At 70.6% G+C, this 25,077-nt stretch carries 27 protein-coding genes and 1 tRNA gene; 19 read left to right on the top strand and 9 right to left on the bottom strand.

The annotated features are described in order from the left end of the window. The first annotated feature begins 59 nt into the window (after window positions 1-59). Window positions 60-848, top strand: a complete 789-nt coding sequence (gene recO / locus DEI92_RS05075) for a DNA repair protein RecO (RefSeq protein WP_111012599.1) — start codon at window positions 60-62, stop codon at window positions 846-848. Further along, complete coding sequence (locus DEI92_RS05070; RefSeq protein ID WP_111012598.1) at window positions 845-1,648, top strand: isoprenyl transferase; 804 nt, start codon at window positions 845-847, stop codon at window positions 1,646-1,648. Before recO ends, DEI92_RS05070 begins: the two co-directional genes overlap by 4 nt. Before the next feature lie 72 nt (window positions 1,649-1,720). Here the strand turns inward: DEI92_RS05070 and DEI92_RS05065 are convergent, their stop codons facing one another. Then, a complete protein-coding gene (locus tag DEI92_RS05065) occupies window positions 1,721-2,551 on the bottom strand; it encodes a hypothetical protein (RefSeq protein ID WP_146249102.1) in 831 nt (276 codons plus the stop codon). 214 nt (window positions 2,552-2,765) lie between these two features. On the opposite strand from DEI92_RS05065, the gene DEI92_RS05060 reads away from it, so the two are divergent. From DEI92_RS05060 to DEI92_RS16460, 3 genes are all read left to right on the top strand, one after another. Then, entirely contained in the window at window positions 2,766-4,151 is a 1,386-nt protein-coding gene (locus tag DEI92_RS05060; protein WP_111012596.1) for a glycine--tRNA ligase, read from the top strand. Between the two features lie 66 nt (window positions 4,152-4,217). Further along, complete coding sequence (locus tag DEI92_RS05055; RefSeq protein WP_111012595.1) at window positions 4,218-4,943, top strand: DsbA family protein; 726 nt, start codon at window positions 4,218-4,220, stop codon at window positions 4,941-4,943. Further along, window positions 4,940-5,113 carry a hypothetical protein gene (locus tag DEI92_RS16460; RefSeq protein WP_181434648.1) on the top strand — a complete coding sequence of 58 codons (174 nt, stop codon included), beginning with the start codon at window positions 4,940-4,942 and terminating at the stop codon, window positions 5,111-5,113. Before DEI92_RS05055 ends, DEI92_RS16460 begins: the two co-directional genes overlap by 4 nt. A 101-nt stretch (window positions 5,114-5,214) precedes the next feature. On the opposite strand, the gene DEI92_RS05050 is transcribed toward DEI92_RS16460, so the two are convergent. Then, window positions 5,215-5,706 carry an aminoacyl-tRNA deacylase gene (locus DEI92_RS05050; RefSeq protein ID WP_111012594.1) on the bottom strand — a complete coding sequence of 164 codons (492 nt, stop codon included), beginning with the start codon at window positions 5,704-5,706 and terminating at the stop codon, window positions 5,215-5,217. Window positions 5,707-5,774: 68 nt separating this feature from the next. Here DEI92_RS05050 and dusB point away from each other — a divergent pair, with 68 nt between their 5' ends. The 11 genes from dusB to DEI92_RS04995 all read left to right on the top strand — a co-directional run bounded on the left by dusB (window position 5,775) and on the right by DEI92_RS04995 (window position 19,581). Beyond that, window positions 5,775-6,929 (top strand): tRNA dihydrouridine synthase DusB, encoded by a 1,155-nt coding sequence (dusB, locus tag DEI92_RS05045; protein ID WP_111012593.1) that lies wholly within the window; start codon window positions 5,775-5,777, stop codon window positions 6,927-6,929. Further along, the gene (locus DEI92_RS05040) at window positions 6,929-8,227 is read left to right on the top strand and encodes a deoxyguanosinetriphosphate triphosphohydrolase (RefSeq protein ID WP_111012592.1); all 1,299 of its coding nucleotides are present in this window, start codon (window positions 6,929-6,931) and stop codon (window positions 8,225-8,227) included. The genes dusB and DEI92_RS05040 overlap by 1 nt, the downstream gene beginning before the upstream one ends. An 83-nt stretch (window positions 8,228-8,310) precedes the next feature. Then, window positions 8,311-10,323 (top strand): DNA primase, encoded by a 2,013-nt coding sequence (dnaG, locus tag DEI92_RS05035; protein WP_111012591.1) that lies wholly within the window; start codon window positions 8,311-8,313, stop codon window positions 10,321-10,323. Between the two features lie 217 nt (window positions 10,324-10,540). Continuing rightward, the gene (locus tag DEI92_RS05030) at window positions 10,541-12,154 is read left to right on the top strand and encodes an ABC transporter substrate-binding protein (RefSeq protein WP_111012590.1); all 1,614 of its coding nucleotides are present in this window, start codon (window positions 10,541-10,543) and stop codon (window positions 12,152-12,154) included. Between the two features lie 156 nt (window positions 12,155-12,310). Then, window positions 12,311-13,405 (top strand): ABC transporter permease, encoded by a 1,095-nt coding sequence (locus DEI92_RS05025; RefSeq protein ID WP_375342532.1) that lies wholly within the window; start codon window positions 12,311-12,313, stop codon window positions 13,403-13,405. A gap of 1 nt (window position 13,406) precedes the next feature. Further along, window positions 13,407-14,408, top strand: coding sequence for an ABC transporter permease (locus DEI92_RS05020; RefSeq protein WP_111008689.1), 1,002 nt, complete (start codon window positions 13,407-13,409; stop codon window positions 14,406-14,408). Then, entirely contained in the window at window positions 14,405-16,117 is a 1,713-nt protein-coding gene (locus DEI92_RS05015) for an ABC transporter ATP-binding protein (protein ID WP_111012589.1), read from the top strand. Before DEI92_RS05020 ends, DEI92_RS05015 begins: the two co-directional genes overlap by 4 nt. 31 nt (window positions 16,118-16,148) lie before the next feature. Then, window positions 16,149-17,060 carry an ATP-binding cassette domain-containing protein gene (locus DEI92_RS05010; protein ID WP_111012588.1) on the top strand — a complete coding sequence of 304 codons (912 nt, stop codon included), beginning with the start codon at window positions 16,149-16,151 and terminating at the stop codon, window positions 17,058-17,060. After that, the gene (locus DEI92_RS05005) at window positions 17,057-18,073 is read left to right on the top strand and encodes a D-isomer specific 2-hydroxyacid dehydrogenase family protein (RefSeq protein WP_258370072.1); all 1,017 of its coding nucleotides are present in this window, start codon (window positions 17,057-17,059) and stop codon (window positions 18,071-18,073) included. Before DEI92_RS05010 ends, DEI92_RS05005 begins: the two co-directional genes overlap by 4 nt. A gap of 239 nt (window positions 18,074-18,312) precedes the next feature. Beyond that, on the top strand, window positions 18,313-18,492 hold the full coding sequence (locus DEI92_RS05000) for a hypothetical protein (protein WP_111012587.1): 180 nt from the start codon (window positions 18,313-18,315) through the stop codon (window positions 18,490-18,492). Between the two features lie 393 nt (window positions 18,493-18,885). Further along, window positions 18,886-19,581, top strand: a complete 696-nt coding sequence (locus tag DEI92_RS04995) for a hypothetical protein (RefSeq protein WP_146249101.1) — start codon at window positions 18,886-18,888, stop codon at window positions 19,579-19,581. Window positions 19,582-19,691: 110 nt separating this feature from the next. Here DEI92_RS04995 and DEI92_RS04990 read toward each other — a convergent pair whose 3' ends face one another. The 3 genes from DEI92_RS04990 to DEI92_RS04980 form a co-directional block, all read right to left on the bottom strand. After that, window positions 19,692-20,108 carry a hypothetical protein gene (locus tag DEI92_RS04990; protein WP_111012585.1) on the bottom strand — a complete coding sequence of 139 codons (417 nt, stop codon included), beginning with the start codon at window positions 20,106-20,108 and terminating at the stop codon, window positions 19,692-19,694. 502 nt (window positions 20,109-20,610) lie between these two features. Further along, a complete protein-coding gene (locus DEI92_RS04985; protein WP_111012584.1) occupies window positions 20,611-20,892 on the bottom strand; it encodes a hypothetical protein in 282 nt (93 codons plus the stop codon). 84 nt (window positions 20,893-20,976) lie between these two features. Continuing rightward, on the bottom strand, window positions 20,977-21,186 hold the full coding sequence (locus DEI92_RS04980) for a hypothetical protein (protein WP_111012583.1): 210 nt from the start codon (window positions 21,184-21,186) through the stop codon (window positions 20,977-20,979). A 32-nt stretch (window positions 21,187-21,218) separates the two neighbouring features. On the opposite strand from DEI92_RS04980, the gene DEI92_RS04975 reads away from it, so the two are divergent. Further along, a complete protein-coding gene (locus DEI92_RS04975) occupies window positions 21,219-21,545 on the top strand; it encodes a hypothetical protein (RefSeq protein WP_111048124.1) in 327 nt (108 codons plus the stop codon). A 12-nt stretch (window positions 21,546-21,557) separates the two neighbouring features. Here DEI92_RS04975 and DEI92_RS04970 read toward each other — a convergent pair whose 3' ends face one another. The 3 genes from DEI92_RS04970 to DEI92_RS04960 all read right to left on the bottom strand — a co-directional run bounded on the left by DEI92_RS04970 (window position 21,558) and on the right by DEI92_RS04960 (window position 22,716). After that, window positions 21,558-21,752, bottom strand: coding sequence for a hypothetical protein (locus DEI92_RS04970; protein ID WP_111012581.1), 195 nt, complete (start codon window positions 21,750-21,752; stop codon window positions 21,558-21,560). Then, window positions 21,749-22,459 carry a hypothetical protein gene (locus DEI92_RS04965; protein ID WP_111012580.1) on the bottom strand — a complete coding sequence of 237 codons (711 nt, stop codon included), beginning with the start codon at window positions 22,457-22,459 and terminating at the stop codon, window positions 21,749-21,751. The genes DEI92_RS04970 and DEI92_RS04965 overlap by 4 nt, the downstream gene beginning before the upstream one ends. Window positions 22,460-22,643: 184 nt before the next feature. Continuing rightward, window positions 22,644-22,716, bottom strand: a tRNA-Asn gene (locus DEI92_RS04960). A gap of 150 nt (window positions 22,717-22,866) precedes the next feature. On the opposite strand from DEI92_RS04960, the gene DEI92_RS16280 reads away from it, so the two are divergent. Next, complete coding sequence (locus tag DEI92_RS16280; protein ID WP_146249100.1) at window positions 22,867-23,523, top strand: hypothetical protein; 657 nt, start codon at window positions 22,867-22,869, stop codon at window positions 23,521-23,523. Window positions 23,524-23,527: 4 nt separating this feature from the next. On the opposite strand, the gene def is transcribed toward DEI92_RS16280, so the two are convergent. Then, a complete protein-coding gene (gene def / locus DEI92_RS04945) occupies window positions 23,528-24,103 on the bottom strand; it encodes a peptide deformylase (protein WP_111012577.1) in 576 nt (191 codons plus the stop codon). A 41-nt stretch (window positions 24,104-24,144) separates the two neighbouring features. Between def and DEI92_RS04940 the strand changes: the two genes are divergently transcribed. Continuing rightward, window positions 24,145-25,059, top strand: coding sequence for a multidrug DMT transporter permease (locus tag DEI92_RS04940; protein ID WP_258370071.1), 915 nt, complete (start codon window positions 24,145-24,147; stop codon window positions 25,057-25,059). Window positions 25,060-25,077: the final 18 nt, after the last annotated feature.

Genomic DNA, 25,077 nt, shown 5'->3' with positions numbered 1-25,077 from the left:
CAGCGCGCGGTCGGAGGCCCTGCGCCAGCGCCGTCGGAGGCCCGTGGGATCATGGTCCGGTGCCCCTGTACCGTGACGAGTGCGTCGTCCTCCGCACCCACAAGCTGGGTGAGGCGGACCGCATCGTCACCATGCTGAGCCGGCAGCACGGCAAGGTCCGCGCCGTGGCGAAGGGCGTCCGGCGCACCGCGAGCAAGTTCGGTGCGCGCCTCGAGCCGTTCATGGTCGTCGACGCGCAGTTCTACGAGGGCCGGTCGCTCGACATCGTGACGCAGGCCGAGTCGATCGGGTCGTACGGGGCGCAGATCGTCGCCGACTACGGCAGCTACACGGCCGCGAGCGCCATGGTCGAGACCGCCGACCGGCTGAGCGACGCCGATGCGGGCCTGCAGCAGTACCTGCTCCTCGTCGGGGCGCTCCGGTCGCTGTCCCGGCAGGAGCACGCGTCGAGCCTGACCCTCGACTCGTACCTGCTCCGCGCGATGAGCATCGCGGGATGGGCCCCGAGCTTCCGGGACTGCGCCGTCACCGGCGATCCCGGCCCGCACTCGGCGTTCGTCGTGCAGCTCGGCGGGGTCGTCGCGGACCGCGCGGCGCCGCCGGGCTCGCCACGGCTCGATCCCGTGACGCTCGGCCTGCTCGGTGCGCTGCTCGCCGGGGACTGGGCGACGGCCGACGCGGCGGACGAGCGGACGCGCTCCCGGGCCTCCGGCGTGGTCGCGGCGTACGCGCAGTGGCACCTGGAACGATCGTTGCGCTCCCTCCCGCACGTCGACCGGAGTGAGCACCCCGTTCCGGTGACCCCCGGATCGGCCGCAGGACGAGCAGAAGGAACCCCGAACGCATGAGCCCCCGCCGATCCGTGCCAGCGGAACCGTTCCGACCGCTGGACTGGACCGGTGAACAGCCGCCGTCCCTCCCGGCCGGCGCGGTCCCGGAGCACGTCGCCGTCGTCATGGACGGCAACGGGCGATGGGCGAACGAGCGCGGCCTGACCCGAATCGAGGGGCACCGCGCAGGCGAGGCGTCGTTGCTCGACGTCGTCGCGGGTGCGGTCCAGATCGGCGTGAAGCACCTGTCGGCGTACGCGTTCTCGACCGAGAACTGGAAGCGGTCGCCGGACGAGGTGCGGTTCCTCATGGGGTTCAACCGCGAGGTCCTGCACCGCCGTCGAGACCAGCTGAACGAGTGGGGCGTCCGCGTGCGCTGGGCCGGACGCAAGCCGCGGCTGTGGCGGAGCGTCATCGACGAGCTGCAGTACGCGGAGCGGATGACCGCGCACAACGACCGGCTGACGCTGACGATGTGCGTCAACTACGGGGGCCGGACCGAGATCGCCGACGCGGTCCGGAGCATCGCGGACGACGTCGCGGCGGGTCGGATGCGGCCGGCACAGGTCACGGAGAAGGCGATCGCCCGGCGGCTCTACACGCCGGAGATGCCCGACGTCGACCTGTTCGTCCGGAGCTCGGGGGAGCAGCGGACGAGCAACTTCCTGCTCTGGCAGTCGGCGTACGCCGAGATGGTGTTCCTCGACCGCCTGTGGCCGGACTTCCGCCGGCAGGACCTCTGGGACGCCATCCAGCTGTACGCCTCGCGGGACCGACGGTTCGGCGGGGCGGTGGACGCGCCGACGCCGCGCGCCTGAAGCGCGACCGACCCGGTCGACCAGCCCCGCACCGCGGCGCGGGACCGGTCGACCTGCCGGATCGTGGCTGCGTCAGACGACGGTCGAGTGGTACCCGGATGCGACGAGCTGCTCACCCCGGAGGGTGAGGACGGCGCTCGAGTGCTCGCTGCCGTCCGCATCGTCCTTGCCCGGAGCCGGGCCGGTCCAGGTCACGTCGATCGCGGCGCCCGACACGGCGATGCTGTGCAGCGACACGATGTTGTGCGAGAGCTGCTCGGGGGCGTAGACGGACACGAACCGGAGCGTCGAGCCGCCCGTCCACCGCCACACGCCGACCACCTCGGGCCAGGGCACTCCACCGGCGTCGCAGTACAGGCCCGCGACGACGTCGTGACTCCCGGCGCCCTCGAGTGCGCCGACGCTCGTCAGCGCTGCCTCGGGGCGGCCCGTGCCGACGAGGTAGGAGAGCGCTACGGTCCCGGCGTGGCCCGCATGGGCGGGCAGCGTGCCGTGCACGAGGGTCCCGGCGGTGTGCCGGCACAGTGCGGGGACGGGTGCGTCCTGGAGCATCGCGACGAGCGCGGCACTGCTCGGTGTACTCGGAGCGGCGGCAGCGGCGGCAGCGGCCGCCGCGGCGGACGTCGAGGCCGAGGCGGCGGACGCCGAGGCCGCTGCAGCGGCCTCGGCGGCGGACGGCGCCGGCGTCGCGTGCGGGTTGGACGTGGTCGCGGGCGCCGACGGGGTCGACGTCGCGCTCGCGGTCGTTCTCGTCGTGGAGCGGTGTGCGACTGCGGTCCCCTCGGGCCGGGTCGCGGCCGCGCTGCAGCCGGTGATCGTGAGCGCGGCGGTGACGCCGATCGCGATCGTGGTCCCCCAAGCGAGCGCACGGCTGCTGCCGCCACGCACGCGGTGTGTTGTCATCGGATCTCGTCCTGTCGTTCGTGGTGTTTGCTGACTGATCGTCAACTGGACATGACGGTACGCATTCCCCGACGACCTGGCGTACCGGTCCGGTCACGGTCCGCTCGGTGTCGGCTGTGGGCGCTGAGCGCCCGCACAGGCGGAGTGCCGCCGGTAGCATTGCCCGGTACGTCACCGCACCGGGCGTCCAGCTCGGCGACCTCTGGAGCACCCTTTGGCACAGCCCTCCCGTCTCGACAACGTCATCGCCCTCGCGAAACGTCGTGGCTTCGTCTTCCAGTCCGGCGAGATCTACGGCGGATCGCGGTCGGCGTGGGACTACGGGCCCCTCGGCGTCGAGCTCAAGGAGAACATCAAGCGCCAGTGGTGGCAGCGGTTCGTCCGCGGCCGTGGGGACATGGTGGGCCTTGACTCCGCGGTGATCCTGCCCCGCAAGGTGTGGGAGGCCTCGGGTCACGTCGCGACCTTCACGGACCCGCTCGTCGAGTGCCTGCACTGCCACCACCGGTTCCGGCAGGACCACCTGGTGGACGCGTTCGTCGCGAAGAAGGACCGGCAGCCCGAGGGCGGCATGGCCGAGATCGCCTGCCCGAACTGCGGCACGCGCGGCCAGTGGACCGAGCCGCAGAACTTCTCGGGGATGCTCAAGACGTACCTCGGGCCGGTCGACAACGAGGAGGGCCTGAACTTCCTCCGTCCGGAGACCGCGCAGGGCATCTTCGTCGACTTCGCGCAGGTCGTCACCACGAGCCGGATGAAGCCCCCGTTCGGCATCGGCCAGGTCGGCAAGGCGTTCCGCAACGAGATCACGCCCGGCAACTTCATCTTCCGGACGCGTGAGTTCGAGCAGATGGAGATCGAGTACTTCGTGCCCCCGGCCGAGGCCGCCGAGTGGTACGAGCGCTGGATCACGGACGCCGTCGCCTGGTACACCGATCTGGGCATCGACCCGGAGCACCTGCGTCGCTTCGACGTGCCGGACGGCGAGCGGGCGCACTACTCCGACGCCACCGCGGACATCGAGTACCGCTTCGGCTTCGTGTCGGGGGAGTGGGGCGAGCTCATGGGCGTCGCGAACCGCACCGACTTCGACCTGACGAACCACATCGACGCGTCGGGCCAGGACCTCCGGTACTTCGACCAGGCGTCCGGCGAGCGGTACACGCCGTACGTCATCGAACCGTCGTTCGGACTCACCCGCGCCCTCATGGCGTTCCTGCTCGACGCCTACCACGAGGACGAGGCCCCGAACGCCAAGGGCGGCGTCGACAAGCGCACGGTCCTGCGCCTGGACCCCCGTCTCGCCCCGGTCAAGGCCGCCGTGCTGCCGCTGTCGCGCAACGAGCAGCTGTCGCCCGTCGCGCGCGGCCTCGCCGACGACCTCCGACAGTTGTGGAACGTCGACTTCGACGACGCCGGTGCGATCGGCCGTCGGTACCGCCGGCACGACGAGATCGGCACCCCGTTCTGCATCACCGTCGACTTCGACACGCTCGAGGACCGCGCCGTCACCGTCCGCGAGCGCGACACGATGGGGCAGGAGCGCGTGGCGCTCGACCAGCTCCAGGGGTACCTCGGAGCGCGCCTGGTCGGCGCGTAGTCGAGCTGCCGACCCGGGCCTCCCGGCCGTGGGAATGCGGTCGGGAGGGCCGGGGTTGCGCCCGTCATGAGCGAAACCGTGAAGGTCGACGTCTGGTCCGACATCGCCTGCCCCTGGTGTTACATCGGCAAGCGCAAGTTCGAGGCGGGGGCGGCCGCGTTCGACGGCACGGTCGAGGTCGAGTACCACGCGTTCGAGCTGAGCCCGGACACGCCGGTGGACTTCGAGGGGACCGAAGCCGAGTTCCTCGCGTCGCATCGTGGGCTGCCGGTCGGGCAGGCGCAGCAGATGATCGACAGCGTGACCGGGATCGCGGCCGGGGTCGGCCTCGAGTACCACTACGACACGCTCCACCACACGAACACGGTGAAGGCGCACCAGGTGATCCACCTCGCCAAGACCAAGGGCCTGCAGCTGCCCATGGTCGAGCGCATGTTCGCCGCCTACTTCGTGGAGGGTCGCCACGTCGGGCACGACGACGACCTGGCGGACCTCGGTGCCGAGGTCGGTCTCGACCGTGACGAGGTCCTCGCCGTCCTCCGGGACGACGCGCAGCTCGACGCCGTGCGTGCCGACCAGGCACAGGCGCAGGCGTTCGGCATCACGGGCGTCCCGTTCTTCGTCATCGACGGCAAGTACGGCGTCTCGGGCGCCCAGGATGCCGCGACGTTCACGCAGGTGCTCGAGCAGGTGGTCGCGATGCGGACCGCGGACGACGTCGCCGCGACGACGGCGCGAGCAGCTGACGACGCGGACGCCGACGCGGCGGTCGTCGCCGAGGGCGCACGATGAGCGCGCTGCCGGGTCTCGACGGACGGGAGGCGGTGCAGCGACCGGTCCCGCTCCTCCCGACTGGTGGTGGGCTGGTGGCGCTCGACCTGGCCGGAGGCGCGCCGGTCTGCGAGGGCGACGTCTGCTTCGTGCCGGGTGCCGAGGGCGCCTGGACCGAGGTCCCTGACTAGACCGGCGACGCGCCATCAGGGGCGCGAGATCGCAGTCGTTGCCGTTCTGGGCGCGGGACAGCGGCAACGACTGCGATCTCGCGGAACGGGGCCGGGGCGGGTCAGGAGCGCTGCGGTTCCTCGTCGGTGATGTCCGCGAGGACGGCGCCGTAGGCGGCGACGAGCGCGTCCGCGTCGACGAAGGCGCTCGCGCCGTGACGACCGCTGCCCATCGCGATGCGGCGGCCGGCGATCCGCTCGTCGGCGTACACCGGCCACGGCGTCGTGCTGCCGATCGGCGTGATCGTGCCGCGTTCGTAGCCGGTGGCCTCGAGCGCGGTACCCGCGTCGGGCATCGACAGCTTGTTGACACCGACGACCGCGCGGAGCTTCTTCCAGGCGATGCTGCGGCCGCCCGGCACGAGCGCGAACAGGTACCCGCCGTCGTGCCGCTTGACCACGAGCGACTTGACGATGTCACCGGGCTGGATGCCGAGCGCGGCCGCGGCCTCCCCGAGCGAGGCGGACGGGCCCCGCTCCACGATCTCGACCTCGAGCCCACGAGCGTCGGCGTCGGCGGCGAAGCGGTCGGGGCCGTCCATGGCGGTCGTCATGCCCGAGACGCTAACAGGGGGATCCGGCGCGGCGCTCCGACACCGAGCATCTGGGACAATGGAGGACGATGACGATCACGAGTGCACCCGCAGCGCCCCTGCGCATCGGCCCCATCGAGGTCGCGGCGCCGGTCGTGCTCGCCCCCATGGCGGGGATCACCAACATGGCGTACCGCCGCCTCTGCCGCGAGTACGGCGCCGGCCTCTACGTGTGCGAGATGATCACGTCGCGGGCGCTCGTCGAGCGGACCCCGGTGTCGATGCAGCTCATCCAGCACCACGAGTCCGAGACCCCGCGGTCGATCCAGCTGTACGGCGTCGAGCCGAACACGGTCGCCGAGGCGGCGACCATGCTCGTCGCGGAGGACCGCGCCGACCACATCGACCTGAACTTCGGGTGCCCCGTGCCGAAGGTCACCCGCAAGGGCGGAGGGGCAGCACTGCCCTGGAAACTGGACCTGTTCCGCGAGCTCGTGACCAAGACGGTCCGCGCCGCCGGCGACGTGCCGGTCACGGTCAAGATGCGCAAGGGGATCGACGCGGACCACCTGACGTACCTCGACGCCGCGCGGATCGCGCGGGACGCCGGTGTCGCGGCGATCTCGCTCCACGCGCGGACGGCGAACGAGCACTACTCGGGCCAGGCGGACTGGTCGGCGATCGCGACCCTCAAGGAGACGATCACCGACGTCCCCGTCCTCGGCAACGGTGACATCTGGTCGGCGGCGGACGCCCTGCGGATGGTCGACGAGACCGGGTGCGACGGCGTCGTCGTCGGGCGCGGGTGCCTCGGTCGCCCCTGGCTGTTCGGCGACCTGGCGGCGGCCTTCCGCGGCGAGGACGTCCGGGCGATGCCCTCGCTCGGCGAGGTCGCGGTCGCGTTCCGGCGGCACGCGGAACTCCTCGTCGAGTTCCTCGAGTCCGAGGAGCACGGTTGCCGCGACATCCGGAAGCACGTCGCCTGGTACTTCAAGGGCTACCCGATCGGCGGTGAGGTCCGATCCGCACTCGCGATGGCGTCGAGTCTGCAGGAGATCGACGACCTCCTCGGCCGACTCGACTGGTCCGCGCCCTACCCGGGTGCCGACGTCGAGGGCCCACGGGGTCGCGCGGGACACCCGAAGAAGACCGCGCTGCCGGACCGATGGCTCGAGAGCCGCGACGTCGACGCGGAGTTCCGGCAGGTCCTCGCCGCGGCCGAGCTGCACCACTCGGGCGGCTGATGGACTCCCTGACGGGGCACGGCGGGTTGGCGAGCTACGGCCCCGCCGACGCCGAGCGGTGGCTGCCCGAGGAACACTCGAGCCGACGGAGCGACTTCGCCCGTGACCGCGCCCGCCTGCTGCACTCGAGCGCGCTCCGGCGGCTCGCGGCCAAGACGCAGGTGCTCAGCCCGACCACCGGCCTCGACTTCGCCCGCAACCGCCTGACGCACTCGCTCGAGGTCGCCCAGGTCGGACGGGAGCTCGCGGACAGCCTCGGGCTCGACCCGGACGTCGTGGACACCGCGTGCCTGGCCCACGACATCGGACACCCGCCGTTCGGCCACAACGGCGAGACCGCGATCAACGCCTGGGCGGCGGACATCGGCGGGTTCGAGGGCAACGCGCAGACGCTCCGGCTGCTCACGCGCATCGAGCCGAAGCTCTACGGCGAGGACGGCCGGCCCTACGGACTGAACCTGACGCGGGCGAGCCTCGACGCGAGCTGCAAGTACCCGTGGCCAGCGGCGCAGGGCGTGCTCGAACCGTCGTCGGGCCGGCGGAAGTTCGGGTTCTACGACGACGACGTCGACGCGTTCACGTGGCTCCGCTCGGGCGCACCACGGCGGCAGCGGTGCATCGAGGCCCAGGTCATGGACCTGTCCGACGACATCGCGTACTCGGTGCACGACTTCGAGGACGCCGTCGTGGCCGGGTTCATCGAGGTGGCTGCCCTCGGGGACCGCGTCGGCGAGAACGACATCGTGTCCGCCATGCACGCCTGGGTCGGCGACACCCTGAGCCGGGACGAACTCCTCGAGGCGTTCGACCGGCTGCGGTCGCTGTCGTTGTGGATGACCTCGTACGACGGCTCACGCGTCGCGCAGGCCCGGCTCAAGAACCTGACGAGCCAGTTCATCGGGCGGTTCGCCCGCACCGCGACCCAGGCGACGCGGGCCTCCTACGCCTCGGGCAGCCTGGTCCGGTTCGCGGCGAGCGTCGTCGTCCCGCCCGAGATCATCGGCGAGATCGCGGTGCTCAAGGGCATCGTCGCGGCCTTCGTCATGACGCAGGGCGACCGGCAGCCCGTGTACGAACGCCAGCGGGCGGTGCTCACCGAACTCCTCGACGCGCTCGTCGCGGCGGAGGACCGCGAGCTCGAGCCCGGGTTCGCCGCGGACTGGCGGGCGGCCACCGACGACGCCGGCCGGCGTCGAGCCGTCGTGGACCAGGTCGCGAGCCTGACCGACCAAGGCGCGCTCGCATGGCACAAGCGCCTCGTCGCGGGCGTGCGCGAGACCGTGCACATCGCGGTCTGAACCCGGTCCCGCGGCGCGGGGCTTGTCCACCTCCCGACGCCGGGTCCGCAGTCGGGGTCGGCGCCGCCGCGTAGGATCGTCGCGTGGCGGGACTCATCACGCGGGACGACATCGACGAGGTGCGTCAGCGTGTGAACATCGCCGACGTCGTGGGGGACTACGTGACGCTGAAGTCCGCCGGCGTCGGTTCCCTCAAGGGACTCTGCCCGTTCCACGACGAGCGGAGCCCCTCGTTCCACGTGCGGCCCCAGGTCGGTCGGTACCACTGCTTCGGGTGCGGCGAGGACGGCGACGTCTACAGCTTCCTCATGAAGATGGACCACACGACGTTCCAGGAGGCCGTCGAGCGGATGGCCGCCAAGATCGGCTTCACGCTCCACTACGAGGACGGCGACGGCCCCCGCACCGACCACAACACGCGTGCCCGCCTGCTCGCCGCGAACGAGGCCGCGGCCACCTGGTTCATCGAGCAGCTCACGACGCCGGGTGCCGAACCCGCCCGGCGGTTCCTCGGCGAACGCGGGTTCGACCCCGCCGCGGCGGCGCGGTTCGGCATCGGGTTCGCCCCGAAGTCGTACGACGCCCTCCGGGACCACCTGCGCGGACGGGGGTTCAGCCTCGAGGAGATCGTCACCGCCGGCCTCGTCAGCCAGGGCGATCGGTCCCCGTACGACCGCTTCCGCGGACGGCTCATCTGGCCCATCCGCGACGTCACGGGAGCCACCATCGGCTTCGGCGCGCGGCGGCTGCTCGACGACGACAAGGGGCCGAAGTACCTCAACACCCCCGAGACGCCCGTGTACCACAAGAGCCAGGTGCTCTACGGGCTCGACCTCGCTCGCCGGGACATCTCGAAGAGCAAGCAGGTCGTCATCGTCGAGGGCTACACCGACGTCATGGCGTGCCACCTCGCGGGTGTGACGACGGCCGTCGCGACCTGTGGCACGGCGTTCGGCGTCGACCACATCAAGGTCCTCCGCCCCATGCTCGGCGACGTGTCCGGGCGCGACCCGTCCGCCACGGGCGAGGTCGTGTTCACCTTCGACCCGGACGAGGCCGGTCAGCGCGCGGCCTCCCGGGCCTTCGCCGAGGAACAGCGGTTCGCCGCGCAGACGTTCGTCGCGGTCGCCCCGGGCGGACTCGACCCGTGCGACCTCCGCCTCGCTCGGGGTGACGACGCGATCCGCCGGCTCGTCGCCGGGCGACGCCCGATGTTCGAGTTCATGATCCGGCGGACGCTGGACGGCCACGACCTCGAGACGGTCGAGGGGCGCGTGGCCGCGTTGCGGGCCGCGGCTCCCGTGCTCGCCGGCATCCGGGACCGCGCGATGACGCAGGGCTACGTCCGCGAACTCGCCGGCTGGCTCGGCATGGACATCGGTGAGGTCCGCAGCGCCGTCGAGACCGCGCGGCGCCGGCAGGGCACCTCCGGTGACGCTGCCGGGCCCGGACGATCCGCCGCGGCGGGGTCCCGCTACGCCGATGACACCGGGGCAGTCCGCGGTGCCGACCGCCGCACGGGAGCAGCGTTCGGCGCGGCCGGGGCCCGTGCGCTCGCGGCGGGTGGCACGGGCGGCACCGGTGCCCCGATCCCGGACGACGCCCCGACCGCGACGCTCCGCGCGCTCCCGAACGACCCGATCACGCGCATGGAGCGCGACGCCGTCATGGCGATGGTCCAGCAGCCCGAACGGGTCGGTGCCACGCTCGTCGGGCTCACGGCGGGTGCGGTGTTCACGGCCCCGGTGCTCGCGGTCGTGCGCGACGCCGTCGTGGCGAACGGGGACGCACTCGGTGGACCGGGGTGGCTCGACCGAGTGCTCGGCGACGTGCCCGGGCCGTTCGCCCCGTTCGTCCAGGAACTCGCCGTCGCGCCGCTGCCCGCCCGTACGGACGAGGACCTGGCGTTGTACTGCCGCAGCATCGTCGTGGCACTCGTCGAACGGGACCTGCTCGCCCGGAAGGCGTCCCTGCTCGGACAGCTCCAGCGCACCGACCCGCACGAGCAAGCCGATCGCCGCGCCGAGCTCCAGCGGCAGCTCGTCGCGATCGATGCCCAGCGAATGCGGCTCAAAGCGGACGCCGAGTCGGCTTGAGGCCGCGCGCCGAATCGCGCCGCCGCGCGCCGACTCGCGCCGATGTGCGCCGGAGCACGCTTCCGTCCGGCCGGACGGTATTACGACGGTGTAAACAAACGTCCCCCGATTCGTCCTCCAGGTGGCGGGGGTGCCAATCTTGAGTGTCCTCGCGCGCCCAGCAGATCCACATGCGCGACCGAGGACTCCTGCATCCATGACAGAGAGGCATACGGACATGGCTTCCGTGACCAAGCTGGGCAAGCGCGCCGCCGTGCTCGCCGGAGGGGCCCTGGCGACGACGCTCGTGCTCACCGGCTGTGCGGGCGGCGGCTCGTCCTCGAACCTGAACGGCCTGATCGTCGGCACGAGCGACAGCATCGTCTCGCTGGACCCGGCCGGGTCGTACGACACCGGGTCCTTCGTGGTCCAGAACCAGGTGTTCCCGTTCCTCATGAACACGCCGTCGGGCAGCCCGGACGTCAAGCCGGACATCGCGACCAAGGGCACCTTCACGAACCCGACGACCTACACGGTCACCCTCAAGAAGGGCCTCGAGTTCGCGAACGGGCACAAGCTCACCTCGAGCGACGTCAAGTTCTCGTTCGACCGCGAGGTCAAGATCAACAACGCGAACGGCCCGCAGTCGCTGCTCGCCAACATGAAGAGCATCTCGACCCCGAACGCGACGACGGTCGTGTTCCACCTGAACCACGCCGACCAGACCTGGCCGCAGGTGCTGTCGAGCCCGGCCGGCCCCATCGTCGACGAGCAGGTGTTCTCGGCGACCAAGCTGACGCCGGCGTCGAAGATCGTCTCCGGCGACGCCTTCGCGGGACAGTACAAGATCACGTCGTACAAGCAGAACGACCTCATCCAGTACGCCCGCAACGACAAGTACGACGGCGTGCTCGGCAAGGCGAAGACCGACCAGGTCACGGCGCAGTACTTCACCAAGGAGACCGACCTCAAGCTCGCGGTGCAGAAGGGCGACGTCGACGTGGCGTACCGCTCCTTCACGCCGACCGACGTCACGAACCTGGCGAAGAAGAAGAACCTCAAGGTCACCTACGGTCCGGGCGGCGAGCTCCGCTACGTCGTGTTCAACTTCAACACGCAGCCGTTCGGCGCGACGACGAGCGAGAAGGACCCGGCCAAGGCCCTCGCGGTCCGCAAGGCCGTCGCCGACGTCGTGGACCGCAGCGCCCTGGCCAAGCAGGTCTACGACAACACCTACACGCCGGCGTACTCGATGGTGCCGGACGGCCTGACCGGTGCGACCACGCCGTTCAAGACGCTCTACGGCGACGGCAACGGCGGCCCGGACGTCCAGAAGGCGAAGAAGACCCTCGCCGACGCGGGTGTGACCGGCAAGGTGACGCTCAACATCCAGTACGCGCCGGACCACTACGGCGAGGCGAGCGACGACGAGTACGCGCTCCTCAAGACCCAGCTCGAGAACTCTGGCCTGTTCGACGTCAACATCCAGTCGACGCTGTACACGACCTACTCGGCCGAGCGCGTGAAGGACGCCTACCCGGAGTACCAGCTCGGCTGGTTCCCGGACTTCTCGGACGCGGACAACTACCTGTCGCCGTTCTTCACGAAGGACAACTTCGTGCAGAACCACTACGACGACCCGACGATCCAGAAGCTGATCGCGCAGGAGCAGGCGGAGTCCGACAAGACGAAGCGTGCGGACATCATCGGTCAGGCGCAGCAGCGTGAGGCCGAGCAGATCTCGACCCTGCCCCTCCTCCAGGGCAAGCAGGTCGCCGTCGCGAGCAAGGACGTCAAGGGCCTCGTGCTCGACCCCTCGTTCAAGTTCCGGTACGGGACGCTCACCAAGTAATCTCGGCACCACGTGCAGGGGGCGCTCCGACCGGGGCGCCCCCTCTCGTTGCCCGGCCGGGAGGACCGGGGCGACCCCGGTACGGTCCGCACGCCGACGAGGCGGGCGCGAACCGTCCCTCCCGACCGGCACCGGACAGAAAGGCACACAGCACTCGTGACCGTGACCAACGCGGACCCCGTGGCGGCGGAGCCGACGAAGGCGACCGCCGCTCGTCGCTCGGCCGGCGGGGGAGGGCTCGGACGGTACGTCCTCGTCCGGTTCCTCCTCATCTTCCCGACCGTCTTCATCCTCGTGACGCTCGTGTTCTTCCTCATGCGCGTCATCGGGAACCCGATCGTCGCCTCGGTGGGAGGGCGCCTGACGCCTGAGCAGCTGCAGGCGCGGTTGCACGCCGCGGGCTACGACCGTCCGGTGATCGTGCAGTACCTGCAGTACCTCGGACAGATCGTCCGCGGCGACTTCGGCACGACGGTCACGGACCACCGGCCGATCAGCCAGATCATCCTCGAGTACGGCGGCGCCACGGTCGAGCTCGTGTTCTACGCGCTCATCATCGCGCTCGTGCTCGGCATCCCGCTCGGCATGCTCGCCGCGTACATGCGCGACAAGTGGCCGGACGTCCTCCTGCGCGCCCTGGCGATCCTGACGTACGCGACCCCCGTGTTCTTCGGCGGTCTGCTGCTCAAGCTCGTGTTCTCGATCTGGCTCGGGTGGCTGCCGCTGGGCGACCGCGCCTCGACCCGGGTCGAACTCGCGCTGAACAACGTCCCCGGCGCAACGGGCATCTACCTCGTCGACGCGCTCCGGACCGGGAACGGCGTCATCATCGGCGACGTCCTGCAGCACGCGGTGCTGCCGGCGTTCACGCTCGGTCTGCTGACGGCGGGCATCTTCCTGCGCCTCGTCCGCGCGAACATGATCGGCTCCCTCGGGTCGGACTACGTCGACGCCGCCCGGTCGCGTGGCGTCCGCGAGTCCCGGCTCGTGCGCACGCACGCGTTCCGGCCCGCCCTCGTGCCGATCATCACCGTCATGGGGCTGCAGATCGCCATGCTCCTCGGCGGGTCCGTGCTCACCGAGACGACCTTCGGGTGGCGGGGACTCGGGTTCGAGCTCCAGCAGTACCTGTCCGCGCGCGACTTCGTCGCCGTGCAGGGGATCGTCGCGGTCCTCGCCGTCATCGTCGCCGTCACGAACTTCGTCGTCGACGTGGTCGCGGCGCTCATCGACCCGAGAGTGAGGTACTGAGATGTCCGACGTGGCCCTCCTCGACCGCCGCGAGGCCTGGTGGAAGCGCCTGCCGATCGTCGAACAGCTCCGGCGGAGCGTCGGCTGGCAGCGGGCGATGCTCGTCACCGGAGTCGTCATCTGCGCGCTGTTCCTGCTCGTCGCCCTCTTCGCGCCGCTCATCGCGCCGTACGGGTTCGCGCAGTTGCAGGACGGCGCGGGCCATCCGTTCCCACGCACCGGCGCCCCGAGCAGCACGCACGTCTGGGGCACGACCGTCGGTGGGTTCGACGTGTTCAGCCGGGTGGTGTTCGGCGCCCGCACCGCGGTCCTCGTGGTCGTCGTCGCGGTCGTGATCTCCATCGTCGTCGGCGTCCTGCTCGGCATGGTCTCCGGGTACATCGGCGGCTGGCTCGACCGGGTGCTCGTGGTCGTCGCCGACGCTGTGTACGCGTTCCCGTCCCTCCTGCTCGCGATCGTCGTGTCGATCGTGATCTCCGGCGGTCAGTCGAGCTACGCGGGCGGCATCGTCTCGGCAGGCATCTCGATCACGGTCGTGTACGTGCCGCAGTACTTCCGCGTCATCCGTGCCGAGGCCGTCCGGCTCAAGGGCGAGGCGTTCGTGGAGTCGGCCCGCGTCGTCGGCACGAACCCGTGGCGCATCATGACGCGCCACGTGCTCCGCAACGCGACGCGCAGCCTGCCGCTCATCCTGACGCTCAACGCGTCGGACGCGATCCTGACGCTCGCAAGCCTCGGGTTCCTCGGCTTCGGCATCGGCCCGACCGCGGGCTCGGAGTGGGGGTACGACCTCAACCGCGCCCTGTCCGACACCGCGAGCGGGATCTGGTGGACGGGTGTCTACCCGGGCATCGCGATCGTGCTGCTCGTGCTCGGGGTCACCTTCATCGGCGAGAGCCTCAACGACATCTCCGACCCCCGCCTCCGTGCGCGCCGCCGTGCGAAGCAGCGGGTCACCGAGCGGCCGGTCCCGGCCGCGGCCACGGAAGGAGCGGGCGCATGACGGACGCGACGAACGAGGCGGGCGCCGCGCCGCGCCTCCAGAACGGTCGGAGCACCGGGGAGGCGGTGGCGACCGTCGACGACCTGTCGGTCACCTTCGCCACGGACAACGGTGCGGTCGCCGCGGTCGACCACGTGTCGATCGACGTGCGGCCGGGTGAGGTCCTGGCCCTGGTCGGCGAGTCCGGGTCCGGCAAGTCGGTGACGGCCCGGAGCATGCTGCGGCTGCTCCCGGAGACCGCCACCGTGTCGGGTGCGGTCGTGCTCGGCGGCGACGACGTCGTGCGCGTCTCGTCGCAGCGGCTCCGGGAACTCCGCGGCACCGCGGGCGCGATGGTGTTCCAGGAGCCGTCGACCGCGCTGAACCCCGTGTTCACGGTCGGATGGCAGATCGCCGAGGGCATCCGTGCCCACGGTGGGGTCTCGAAGCACGAGGCCCGGAAGCGCGCCATCGAGTACCTGCGCCGCGTCGGGATCCCCGACCCCGAGCAGCGGGTCGACCACTACCCGCACCAGTTCTCCGGCGGTCAGAAGCAGCGCGTCGTCATCGCCATGGCCCTCGTCCTCGAGCCGAGCGTGATCATCGCGGACGAGCCGACGACGGCCCTCGACGTCACCGTGCAGGCGGAGATCCTCGACCTGCTCCGGCGCTGCCGCGACGAGTTCGGTGCCGCCATCGTCCTCATCACCCACAACATGGGCGTGGTCGCCGACCTCGCGGACCGGGTGGCCGTGATGTACCAGGGCGAGGTCGTCGAGGAGGCCGACGTACGAACGCTGTTCGCCGCGCCGACCGCCGACTACACGAAGCGCCTGCTCGCGGCCGTGCCGCGGCTGTCGGCCGCGACGACGAGCGACCGGCGGGCGCTGGTCGACGAGTCCGTCGCGCCGGTCGTGCGGGCTCGCGGTCTCGAGATCGAGTACCCGGGGCGGCTCGGATCGCCCGCGTTCCGCGCCGTCAAGGGCGTCGACCTGGCGATCCGCCCGGGCGAGGTCCTGGGACTCGTGGGCGAGTCGGGGTCCGGCAAGACGACCATCGGCCGGGCGATCGCGGGCCTCACGCGCGTGACCGGCGGGTCCCTCGAGGTGCTCGGCACCGAGATGCTCGGCTACCGCGAGCGCGACTTCAAGCCCCGTCGCAAGGAGATCGGGTTCGTGTTCCAGGACCCGGCGACGAGCTTCAACCCGCTGCTGACGATCGCGGAGGCCGTGGCCGAGCCGCTCGTCGTGCATGGTGAGGCCCGGTCCCCGCGCGCCGCCCGCGCACGGGTCGACGAACTGCTCGAGGCCGTCCAGCTGCCCCGGGCGTACGGCGAGCGGTTCCCGCACGAGCTCTCGGGCGGTCAGCGGCAGCGCGCGTCGCTCGCGCGGTCGCTCGCGCTGCGGCCGAAGCTGCTCATCGCCGACGAACCGACGAGTGCGCTCGACGTGTCCGTGCAGGCCCGCGTGCTCGAACTGTTCCTCGAGCTCCAGCAGGACCTCGGGTTCGCGTCGTTGTTCATCAGCCACGACCTCGCCGTCGTCGGCGCGCTGTCCGACCGGATCGCCGTGCTGTACCGCGGCGACCTCGTCGAGGAGGGCACCGCGGCCGAGGTCCTCGGCGCGCCCCGGCATCCGTACACCCAGCGCCTCCTCGCGTCCCTGCCGGTCCCGGACCCGGCGGAGCAGGCGGAGCGACGGCGTACCCTGGAGCAGCTGGCGGCGCAGTGATCGACGGCTCCCGCGATCAGGAAGGGGACGCATGGTCGGGGTGAACGGTCCCGCGGTCATCGCGGACGACGTGTCGATCGAGTACCGCGGCACCGGCGCGGCCCGGCCGGTCCGTGCCGTCGACGGCGTCAGCCTCACGGTGCAGCAGGGCGAGATCCTCGCCGTGCTCGGTGGTTCCGGGTCGGGCAAGTCGACCCTCGCCGCGGCGATCGCCGGACAGGTGGGGGACCCGCGCGAGGGCGAGGCATCGGCCCGTCGGCACATCGTCGGCGGCGAGCTCACCGTGCTCGGACAGGGCCTGCGTCGGCTCGGCACGCACTCGCGGCGCCGCACCCGGCTGACCGGCACGATCGGCTACCTGAGTCAGGACGCGGCCGACCACCTGAGCCCGGACCTGACCGTCGGCGAGGCGATCGCCGAGCCGGTGTACGCGCGGGACCGACGGTTCGACCGCAAGGTCGCCGGCCTCATGGTCGCGCGCCTCGTCGACGCCGTGCACCTGCCGCTCGGGATCATGCGCTCGCACACGTGGGAGCTCTCGAGCGGGCAGCGGCAGCGCGTCGCCCTCGCCCGGGCGCTCGTGCTCGAGCCGCAGCTCCTCGTGGCCGACGAGCCCGCGCGGGGCGTCGACGTCCTCGTCCGCCAGTCCGTGCTCGAGGCCCTCGCGACCATCCAGCGCGCCCTCGGGTTCTCGGCGGTCGTCGTCTCGAGCGACGTCCGGGAGGCCCGTGCCCTGGCCGACCGCGTCGCCGTGCTCCGCGAGGGGCGGCTCGTCGGGCTCGGCACCTTCGACGAGGTGTTCGACGCGCCACTCGACCCCTACGTCAAGACCCTCGCCGCGACCGCCGCACGGCCCGTCAAGCGGGCCAAGCCGACCTCGCGTCGGATGGCACCCCCGATCGAGACGGCCGTCGCGGCCACGACCCCCGAAGGAACCCCGTGAGCACCAACGAGCGGCCGCAGACGACCCGCGGCCACCGCGCCGTCGTGACCGATGCCGGGCGGCCCCTCCCGGGACCGGTCCCGACCCCGGGCCCGGTCGCGATCCTCCCGGCCCCGGGGGACCTGCACGTCGCCGCGGTGGAGGCGGCGGGCGGCTCCGTCGCATCGGCCTCCGCGGACACGCGAGGCGTCGTCTGGCTCGACGCACGCGATGCGCAGGGCCTGGCGGACGCACTCGCGGCCTCACCCGGCGTGACGTGGGTCCAGCTGCCGTTCGCCGGTGTCGACGCCTTCGCCGACCTCATCGCCGACCACGGCGGCCGCGTGCTGTTCACGAGCGCGAAGGGTGCCTACGCGGAGCCGGTGGCCGAGCACGCGCTCGCCCTGACGCTCGCGACGCTCCGCGTGCTGCCGAAGCGCGCCCGGGCGACGAGCTGGGCGACCGAGCCCGAGGGCGTGTCGCTGTACGGACGGAACGTCGTGGTCATCGGTGCGGGCGGGATCGCCCTCGAGTACATCCGGTTGCTCGCCCCGTTCGACACCGAGGTCACCGTCGTCCGACGGTCCGCGGAGCCCGTGCCCGGAGCGGCGCGCACCGTCACCGTCGACCACATCGACGAGGTCCTGCCGGATGCCGACGTCGTGATGATCGCCGCCGCGATGACGTCCGGCACCGCGCGACTGCTCGACGCCGACCGCCTGGCGCGCATGCGTCCCTCAGTCCGGATCGTGAACATCGCCCGTGGCGGACTCGTCGACACCGACGCGCTGCTCGCCGCGCTGCGGAGCGGGCAGATCGCCGGCGCGGGCCTCGACGTCACCGATCCCGAACCGCTGCCCGACGGCCATCCCCTGTGGGACGAGCCGGGCGTGGTCATCACGCCCCACCAGGCGGACACCCCGGACATGGTGGCGCCGCTGCTCGCCGAACGGATCCGCGTGAACACCGCGGCGTTCCTCAGCGGAGACGGCACCGGGTTCATCGGGGTCGTCGATCCGGCTGCCGGGTACTGATCCCGGGCACAGCATCGCGGCGCCGTGCCTCGGCGGATCCGACGAGAACGACAACGGCCCTCCGCTGATGCGGAGGGCCATTGTCTCGATTGGCTCCCCGACTCGGACTCGAACCAAGAACCTGCCGGTCCCAAGACTGCCGCGATCCTGAGCCTCTCCGAACGACTCGGCAACCGTCGCCACGACGAGAAGCAGGACTACGCCGGCGATGTCATCACCTTCCCGACGGCGGTGACCGCATGACGATCGAGCAGCTCCGCGAGCGGACTGGGAGCGGCCACCGGCGCGCGACGTTCGTCGGCATGTCCGGCCGCGCCTCGCGACCCGGGCGGATCGTGCGCGTGTACTCGAGCAGCGTGGAGTTCCGGTTCGACGACGGCGAGCAGAGCCGCGTCCACCCGAGCGACCTTCGGTCGTGACACGGGCCGCCGACGGTACGCCGAACCAGATGAACGCACGTCAGGGTCCTCCCCTAACCTTCGATCCTCCCAGGCTCGTGCTCACCACACGCACGCCGCCTACCCGGACGGCAGACACCCGAAGGATCACCGCTATGTACGTCAAGGAGTACCGCAACCACCTACTCGCAGCCGGACTCGCGACTGGCACGGTCCACCAACGCATGCTGCACGTTGACCAGCTGGTCCGCGAGCACCACGACGTGCTCGCCCCGTGCCTGCCTGATGCCTCGTGCCCGGTCGTGCCGCCGGGTGTGGGTCGGGCAGCGGCTCGTGCCGCGCGGAGTGATGGCGGGGCATGCCGATTCAGAGCACACGCGCACGGCGTGAGCACCCCTCGCTTAGAATCGGCGCATGAACCCGGCGCAGCGCTTGCACGACAGGATGATCGACTGGAAGGAGCGCCACGCCACCGCCATGTCGGTCGCGGCTTCGCGGGATCTCGAGACCGAAGAGGGGATGCGAGACCAGATGCTGGCACTCGATGATCTCCACCTGGTGGAGCAAGGCCTCGAGGAACTCGAGCGCGAGGGCGTCCGTGTGACGACGTATCGCCGTTACGTCCCGGCCTGGACTCGGATTGTGTTGTCCTATCCAAATGGCTGGACCGTTGGCATCCGTGCTGAGGATGTCTATCCTCAGACCGCTCTCGACGTGCTCGATGGCCTGGCGGACCGATGGGAAGACAAAAGGCCCTCAATGTCGGACGAGGGGAAGACACTGCTCAGGGAGGCGGTGTTCGAGACGCTGAGCCTGGTCAACCAGGATCAGACGCTGACACCGCCCCTTCGCTTGTTCATCAACCGTTTGCTACGTGAGATCCTCGCCGCCTGGGACGACGAGGTGGTCGGTCAGCGGTTCGACTACGAGGATGCGGCGCGCAGGCTCTGGGTCTGCCTCTTCGCCGCGGAGGCCCAGTCAACCTCTCCGGAACGCAAGGCGGAGTGGGGGGACGTCATCCGGCGGTTCTTCTACGATTCAGCTGTCTCGATGATCGGCAATGCGCCCGCGACAGTGTTGGCGATCACCAGCGCCACGGGGCACAGCTGAAAGCTTCGGGTCAGCCCCCCTCTCTTGAGCCAGAGGTTGACCCGGGATCCGTTCGCCCGAACGCGGGTGGATCATCCCCATGCCCGGGGCAACAATGCCTCACCGGGGGTCTACTCGTTCAGCCGATCGCCTATGTCGTCGTTCAGCCTGAGCATCGCATTCGCCACGCGATCCCACGCTGTGACGCTCGCGGAGTGTCGAGCCGCCTGGAACCAGATGGAGCGCATCGCGTCGTGCAGCTCCTGAGCTGCGGTCAGATCGGCCGCCCTCCGCGTGCGCCGCGACTCCATCTCGATGAGGCGAGTCACGCGTTCGAAGCGGTTGATGACTCGCCGGCAGGTGCGTCGGCCGCGGAGCGCTCTCGCGCGGGCCTTCCAGACATCGTCGTAGATCGAGTTCAAGTGCTGGTAGTAGATGGCCTCGCGCGCGTTGAGTCGCCGGTCGCGCTGGGCAAGGTAGAGATTGGCGGCGAAGCCGGAAACCGCGCCGAGGAGGGCGGCTCCGAAGGAAATCAGCGCTGTGTCCACGTCCCAAGCCCCTCACTGACGCGAGAACGCCTCGAGCAGATGCTCGAGGCGTTCCAACCGTCAAGTGTGCTGACGGGTTCGCTGGCGCAAGCATACAGGGAGTTGAGACATGCCAGCGGTTAGGCGGGGTGCGGTGTTTCGTCCTCCTTCGGATCCCACTGCGCCTTCGCCTTGTCGATGATCGCGGTGCGACGTGTCTGCTGCTGCGCCGCCCGCTTCGCCCGGCACATTCCCTGCAGATCCTCGACCCGCACCCACACGTCCCGTAGTGCGTCATCGTCTGCAGACCCGACTGGATGAACCGGTCGATCGTGCGGATCGTGATCCCCATCCCGCGGGACGCCTGCCGCTTAGTCCACCACTCCACCGGCTCCTTGCTGAGCTCTTCACGGAGGTCGGTGAGGAGCTCACGGACGCGGCCGGCGCGGATCACCGCGGTCGCGTCTTCGGTGTCGCCGCAGAATGAGCACTTCAGCTCGAAGTCCGCCGGGTCTTCGCTGCGCTACTCGGCGCCGAGCGCGAAGCGCTCGCAAATTGGGCACGGCCGGGGCAGCACGCCCCGCGACGGTCGGGGTGCACGCGGGAACCGGCTCCGGGCCTTCCAGAGGAAGTCGGCGACGGCCTCGAAGTAAGCGAGCCCGGATGGTTCGTCCGCGATGACGTCGTGGTCGGCGAGCAGCCATGTGGTGAGCATCTCCGTCAGGTGATGCGCGCCCGGTGGGGTGACGTGCGCTGCGAGCCCGGGCGCGGTGTGCGGGACGACCAGCTCGCCATGCTGATCCACGTCAGTAAATGCACGCGCAGTGCCCCGTCCGGTTCCCGCGCTGCCACCACGACTTCCCGCAAGTTGGGTGTGTGATGAGCGCGCTCACGTGAGCACCTCGACCAGCTCCGTGTCGGGCACCGACGTCGTCGCCTCCGACTCGAAGTCGATCAGCGTGCGCCGCTCGTCACCCGTCGCCAGATAGTGCTGGACAGCGTCGCCCCTCGGCTCCCCGGCCATCGGTCGGATTCGGATCCGCTTCCCGAGAACGTCCGACGACAGATCGCCGGCGTAGCACTTCCGCTCGTCAGCCATCGGCTGCCACCGCTTCGACTACGCTCCCTGACGTGATCTCAACAAATGGGGCGACGCTGATCGCAACCGTGTACCCAATTGCGGCGCTGCTGATTTTGGTGGAGATGCGCGCCCCTTTACGCGCGTTTCTAGCTGAGGTGTCGCTACGGCTGCGGTGGCTTGCGATCTCGTGGCTCCTGTTGATCTGGGTCGGCGCGACCACATCCGTGGTGAACTGCATCGAGGCCGTCAGCGCGGATGAAGCACTCCACGGCTTCTCGGTCTGGTACGTCTCGTTTTCGGGGATCCTGCTTGGAGTGACCGTCCCCGCCGTCGTGGGGATCTCCCTCTCCCGGTTCCTGGACAACGATCCGGCCTGAGCATCTGACACCTCAGTTCTCTCTCCCGGAACCAGAGGCCCCGTACATTGCGCCCACGTTCCGGTTTATTGACTGGAACGCGGACAACTTGCTCTCCAGCGCGCGCATCTGGCGCACCGCGTGTTGGTAGGCGACCTCGGCCACATCACGCAGCGTGAACTGCTGCGAGACAGCGGGAGCCTGACCAGCGACCTCCACCGCGCTCATGCGGCACGCTCCGCGAAGATCTCCGCACTCTTCAGCGCATCCATCGCATCCATCGCATCCATCGCATCCATCGCACCCGTCCGACGCGCCACCGTCGCCACGTACTGGAACGTCCGGAACGTCTGCTCCGACCGGTCCATCGGGTACACCGAATACCCATCCGAACGGACCCCGATCGCCCAGTGATCCGTCACCCCGAGCTCAGCCATCGGATGGTCCTGACCGTCAGCGCCGATGTATAACTTTGCGTTCCCGTACGCCGACAGCTGCAGCGCCGTCTCGCCGTACATCCCCGACCGGTTCGTCTTCCAGTCGAACAGGATCACCCGCTGTTCACCGCAGCGCTCGTCCCACACGTCCGACGTCGCGACACCGTCGAGCGTCCCGCCGTAGTGGCCCTTCTCGTTCCACACGGTCGCCTCGTTCGGGACCGAGCGGACCTTCCACTCGTCGAGGAACCGGACTGCCGACGCCACGTGCCCCGCGAGCTCATCCGGCACGTCGACCTCTGCGCCCTCCACGATCTGCTCCGCCAGCGCGTGCACCGCAGTACCGCGCGCGGCCGCCTCGTCGCGCGACTGGAAACGCGCTCTCTTCAGCGTCTCGAACCGCGTCGTCGGCGTCAGATCCGCGAGTGTGTCCCAGTTGTCGAGCGCGTACTTCGCCGTCTCGTTGCCCGCCCAGTTCTCGAGCGCCTTCTTCCGCATCCCGTCTCCCCGATCAGGGACGTGACGCCGACTCTTCGGACCATGTCCGGGATTCCGCACGGCGTTCCAGGCGACCGAGATCGAGGCAGTGGCACACCCGCTCAAGCGCGACCCGGTGCGTTTCATTGGTGACTACCTGCGGGCAAACGAAAAGGCCCCCACCCAGGAGGGTGAGGGCCACATGCTCCCCGACTTGGACTCGAACCAAGAACCTGCCGGTTAACAGCCGGCTGCTCTGCCAATTGAGCTATCGAGGAATGCTGCTGAACAGCGGATACGAGCATACCAGCACTCCGGGCTCGCCACGACCACGGGGCCGCATCCCGGGCGCGTCACGCTTGGAGCTGACACCGGTGCGGTCACGTCGGATGCCCGTCCGCGCCAGGAGACCCTGTTAGCGTTCTCAGGTGCGGATCGTCCGGAGGAGCGCGGCGGCGGCGACGGCGCTCGGGCTGGCGCTCGCGTCGCTGCTGGCCCTGGGCGCGTGCACGACGAACGAGCCGGCCGCGCCGCCCACCGCGGGCGCGCTGCCGTCGACCGCGAGCCCGCAGGCACCCGGCCCGGCATCGGGATCCTCGAGGACCGCAGCAGGCGCGGGTGCGTCAGCGGACACGGGGGCCTCGTCGGACACCGCTCCGGGCACGGGCACGGGCGCGGGGGCGGGTACGGACAGCGTCGGCGCGAGCCCCGTCGTGTTCGCCTTCCGCTGCCGGACCACGACGAGCAGGAGCGCGACGGACGGCGTCCCCGACGACGACTTCGGCGACGTCACGCTCTTCACCACGTACGCCGCCGCATGGGAGGCCCGGAGTCGCTCCTGCACCGCCGTGCGGATCGCCGGGTCGGTGCCGTCCGACCAACAGCGCGCCGCCCTGGCGGCGGCGGGCGGGGCGCTCGGGCTCCGCGCGCTCGCGGGCCGGTGCGCAGAGGTCGGGACCGGTCCCTTCGACGGCAGGGTGGCCTCCCGACATGCGTTGCTCGAGGCCCGTGCCGTCGTCCTCTACTGCCCGGGGCACCCGCAGATCGCGCGCGTGCGCGCCGCCATCGCCGCGGTCGAGGACTGAGGGCTCAGCCTTCCGGGTGGTCGCGACCGGGGAGCCAGGACTTGCCCGGCACCCCCCAGCTCTGCTTGCGCACCGCCTTGAGTGCGGCCTTGCCGTGCGGGTGGGACAACCGGTCGGCGTAGAGCACGCCGTCCAGGTGGTCGTACTCGTGCTGGAAGACGCGGGCGAGCCAGCCGTGCGCCTCGATCTCGTACGGGGTGCCGTCGACGTCCTGCGCGCGGAGGATGGCGCCCTCGGCCCGACGGAGCGGGAACCGCTCGCCCGGGATGGACAGGCAGCCCTCGGACTCCTCGTCCTCGTCGAGGTCCGCGTGGGTCTCCGGGACGAGGGGCGACGTCCACAGCACGGGGTTCACCGCCGCGCCCCGCCAGAGCTCGCCGTCGTCGTCCCTCCACGAGAACACGAACAGACGCTTGGCGACCCCGACCTGCGGCCCGGCCAGCCCGACGCCCGGAGCGAGGTCCATGGTGGCGTACATGTCGTCGACGAGCGCACGGAGTCCGTCGTCGAAGGTGGTGACCTCGGTCGCAGGAGCGTGGAGCACGGGATCGCCCGTGATGCGGATCGGGAGGACGGCCATTCGTCCAGGCTATCGGCCAGCCGAGCGGTAGCCTCGACCCCGTGGCGCCGGACCTCGTCGATCTCACCGATCGCATCAACATGACGCCGTTCCAGGCGCTCATGATCCCGGTGGCCCTCGTCGGCAGCGTCTTCCTGTCGCTCGGCGCGCACTTCCAGAGCGCCGGCGTGCACCGGGTCGAGGCGCGCATCGGCAGGCAGTCCGGCGGCCTGTCGGTCCGGCACGTGCTCGCGCTCCTCGGCAGTGGATCGTGGGTGCTCGGCACCCTCATGCTCGGGTGCGCCGTGGTCCTCCAACTCGTCAGCATCACCTTCGCGCCGCTCATCGTCGTGCAGCCACTCGGGGCCGTCGCCCTCGTCATCACGACGTGGTTCTCGACGCGCTCCTCGGGGGTCCCGCTCGACGCACCCTCGTGTCGGGCGGTGTGGACCTGCATCGTCGGCGTCGGGATCTTCGTGGGGATCGCCGCGCTCGTCGGACACGAGACGCCGATCACCCACAGCCAGCTCGTGACGGTGCTCGTCATCCTCGCCGTCGTGCTGGCGATCGTGCTGCTGTCCTTCCGGCTCGTCCGCAGGCGGCGCAACCCCCTGTACTTCATCGTCGGGGCCGGGATCCTCTACGGCTTCGTCGCCACGCTCGCCAAGGTGACGCTGAACCGTGTGGTGAACGGCACGTTCGACTGGGTGACCGCCGTCGCGATCGCGGGGGTGATCGTCGCCGCGGTACTCGGCGGCTACTTCGTCCAGAACGCCTACGCCAGCGGATCGCCGGACCTCGTGATCGCCGGCCTGACGGTCATCGACCCGATCGTCGCCGTGGGAATCGGCATCGTCGTCCTGCGCGAGGCCACCGGTGCGCCGTGGTTCGCCGTGGCCGGGTTCCTCCTCGCCGCGGCGATCGCGATCACGGGCGTGTTCCAGTTGGCGAAACACCAGCCCGAGGCGCGACGCTGAGCGTCGCCCGGCGCACCG

The organism is Curtobacterium sp. MCBD17_034 (genome assembly GCF_003234515.1).
Taxonomy (GTDB): domain Bacteria; phylum Actinomycetota; class Actinomycetes; order Actinomycetales; family Microbacteriaceae; genus Curtobacterium.
Note: the sequence above shows the minus strand (reverse complement) of the source record. Positions and strands in the feature narration are given on the sequence as shown.

Bases quoted from the DNA above. Each gene is read 5' to 3' on its own strand.
- DEI92_RS05070 (WP_111012598.1), top strand. From the start codon at position 845: ATGAGCCCCCGCCGATCCGTGCCAGCGGAACCGTTCCGACCGCTGGAC.
- DEI92_RS05065 (WP_146249102.1), bottom strand. From the start codon at position 2,551: ATGACAACACACCGCGTGCGTGGCGGCAGCAGCCGTGCGCTCGCTTGG.
- DEI92_RS05055 (WP_111012595.1), top strand. From the start codon at position 4,218: ATGAGCGAAACCGTGAAGGTCGACGTCTGGTCCGACATCGCCTGCCCC.
- DEI92_RS16460 (WP_181434648.1), top strand. From the start codon at position 4,940: ATGAGCGCGCTGCCGGGTCTCGACGGACGGGAGGCGGTGCAGCGACCG.
- DEI92_RS05050 (WP_111012594.1), bottom strand. From the start codon at position 5,706: ATGACGACCGCCATGGACGGCCCCGACCGCTTCGCCGCCGACGCCGAC.
- dusB (WP_111012593.1), top strand. From the start codon at position 5,775: ATGACGATCACGAGTGCACCCGCAGCGCCCCTGCGCATCGGCCCCATC.
- DEI92_RS05040 (WP_111012592.1), top strand. From the start codon at position 6,929: ATGGACTCCCTGACGGGGCACGGCGGGTTGGCGAGCTACGGCCCCGCC.
- DEI92_RS05030 (WP_111012590.1), top strand. From the start codon at position 10,541: ATGGCTTCCGTGACCAAGCTGGGCAAGCGCGCCGCCGTGCTCGCCGGA.
- DEI92_RS05020 (WP_111008689.1), top strand. From the start codon at position 13,407: ATGTCCGACGTGGCCCTCCTCGACCGCCGCGAGGCCTGGTGGAAGCGC.
- DEI92_RS05015 (WP_111012589.1), top strand. From the start codon at position 14,405: ATGACGGACGCGACGAACGAGGCGGGCGCCGCGCCGCGCCTCCAGAAC.
- DEI92_RS05010 (WP_111012588.1), top strand. From the start codon at position 16,149: ATGGTCGGGGTGAACGGTCCCGCGGTCATCGCGGACGACGTGTCGATC.
- DEI92_RS05000 (WP_111012587.1), top strand. From the start codon at position 18,313: ATGACGATCGAGCAGCTCCGCGAGCGGACTGGGAGCGGCCACCGGCGC.
- DEI92_RS04995 (WP_146249101.1), top strand. From the start codon at position 18,886: ATGAACCCGGCGCAGCGCTTGCACGACAGGATGATCGACTGGAAGGAG.
- DEI92_RS04980 (WP_111012583.1), bottom strand. From the start codon at position 21,186: ATGGCTGACGAGCGGAAGTGCTACGCCGGCGATCTGTCGTCGGACGTT.
- DEI92_RS04970 (WP_111012581.1), bottom strand. From the start codon at position 21,752: ATGAGCGCGGTGGAGGTCGCTGGTCAGGCTCCCGCTGTCTCGCAGCAG.
- DEI92_RS04965 (WP_111012580.1), bottom strand. From the start codon at position 22,459: ATGCGGAAGAAGGCGCTCGAGAACTGGGCGGGCAACGAGACGGCGAAG.
- def (WP_111012577.1), bottom strand. From the start codon at position 24,103: ATGGCCGTCCTCCCGATCCGCATCACGGGCGATCCCGTGCTCCACGCT.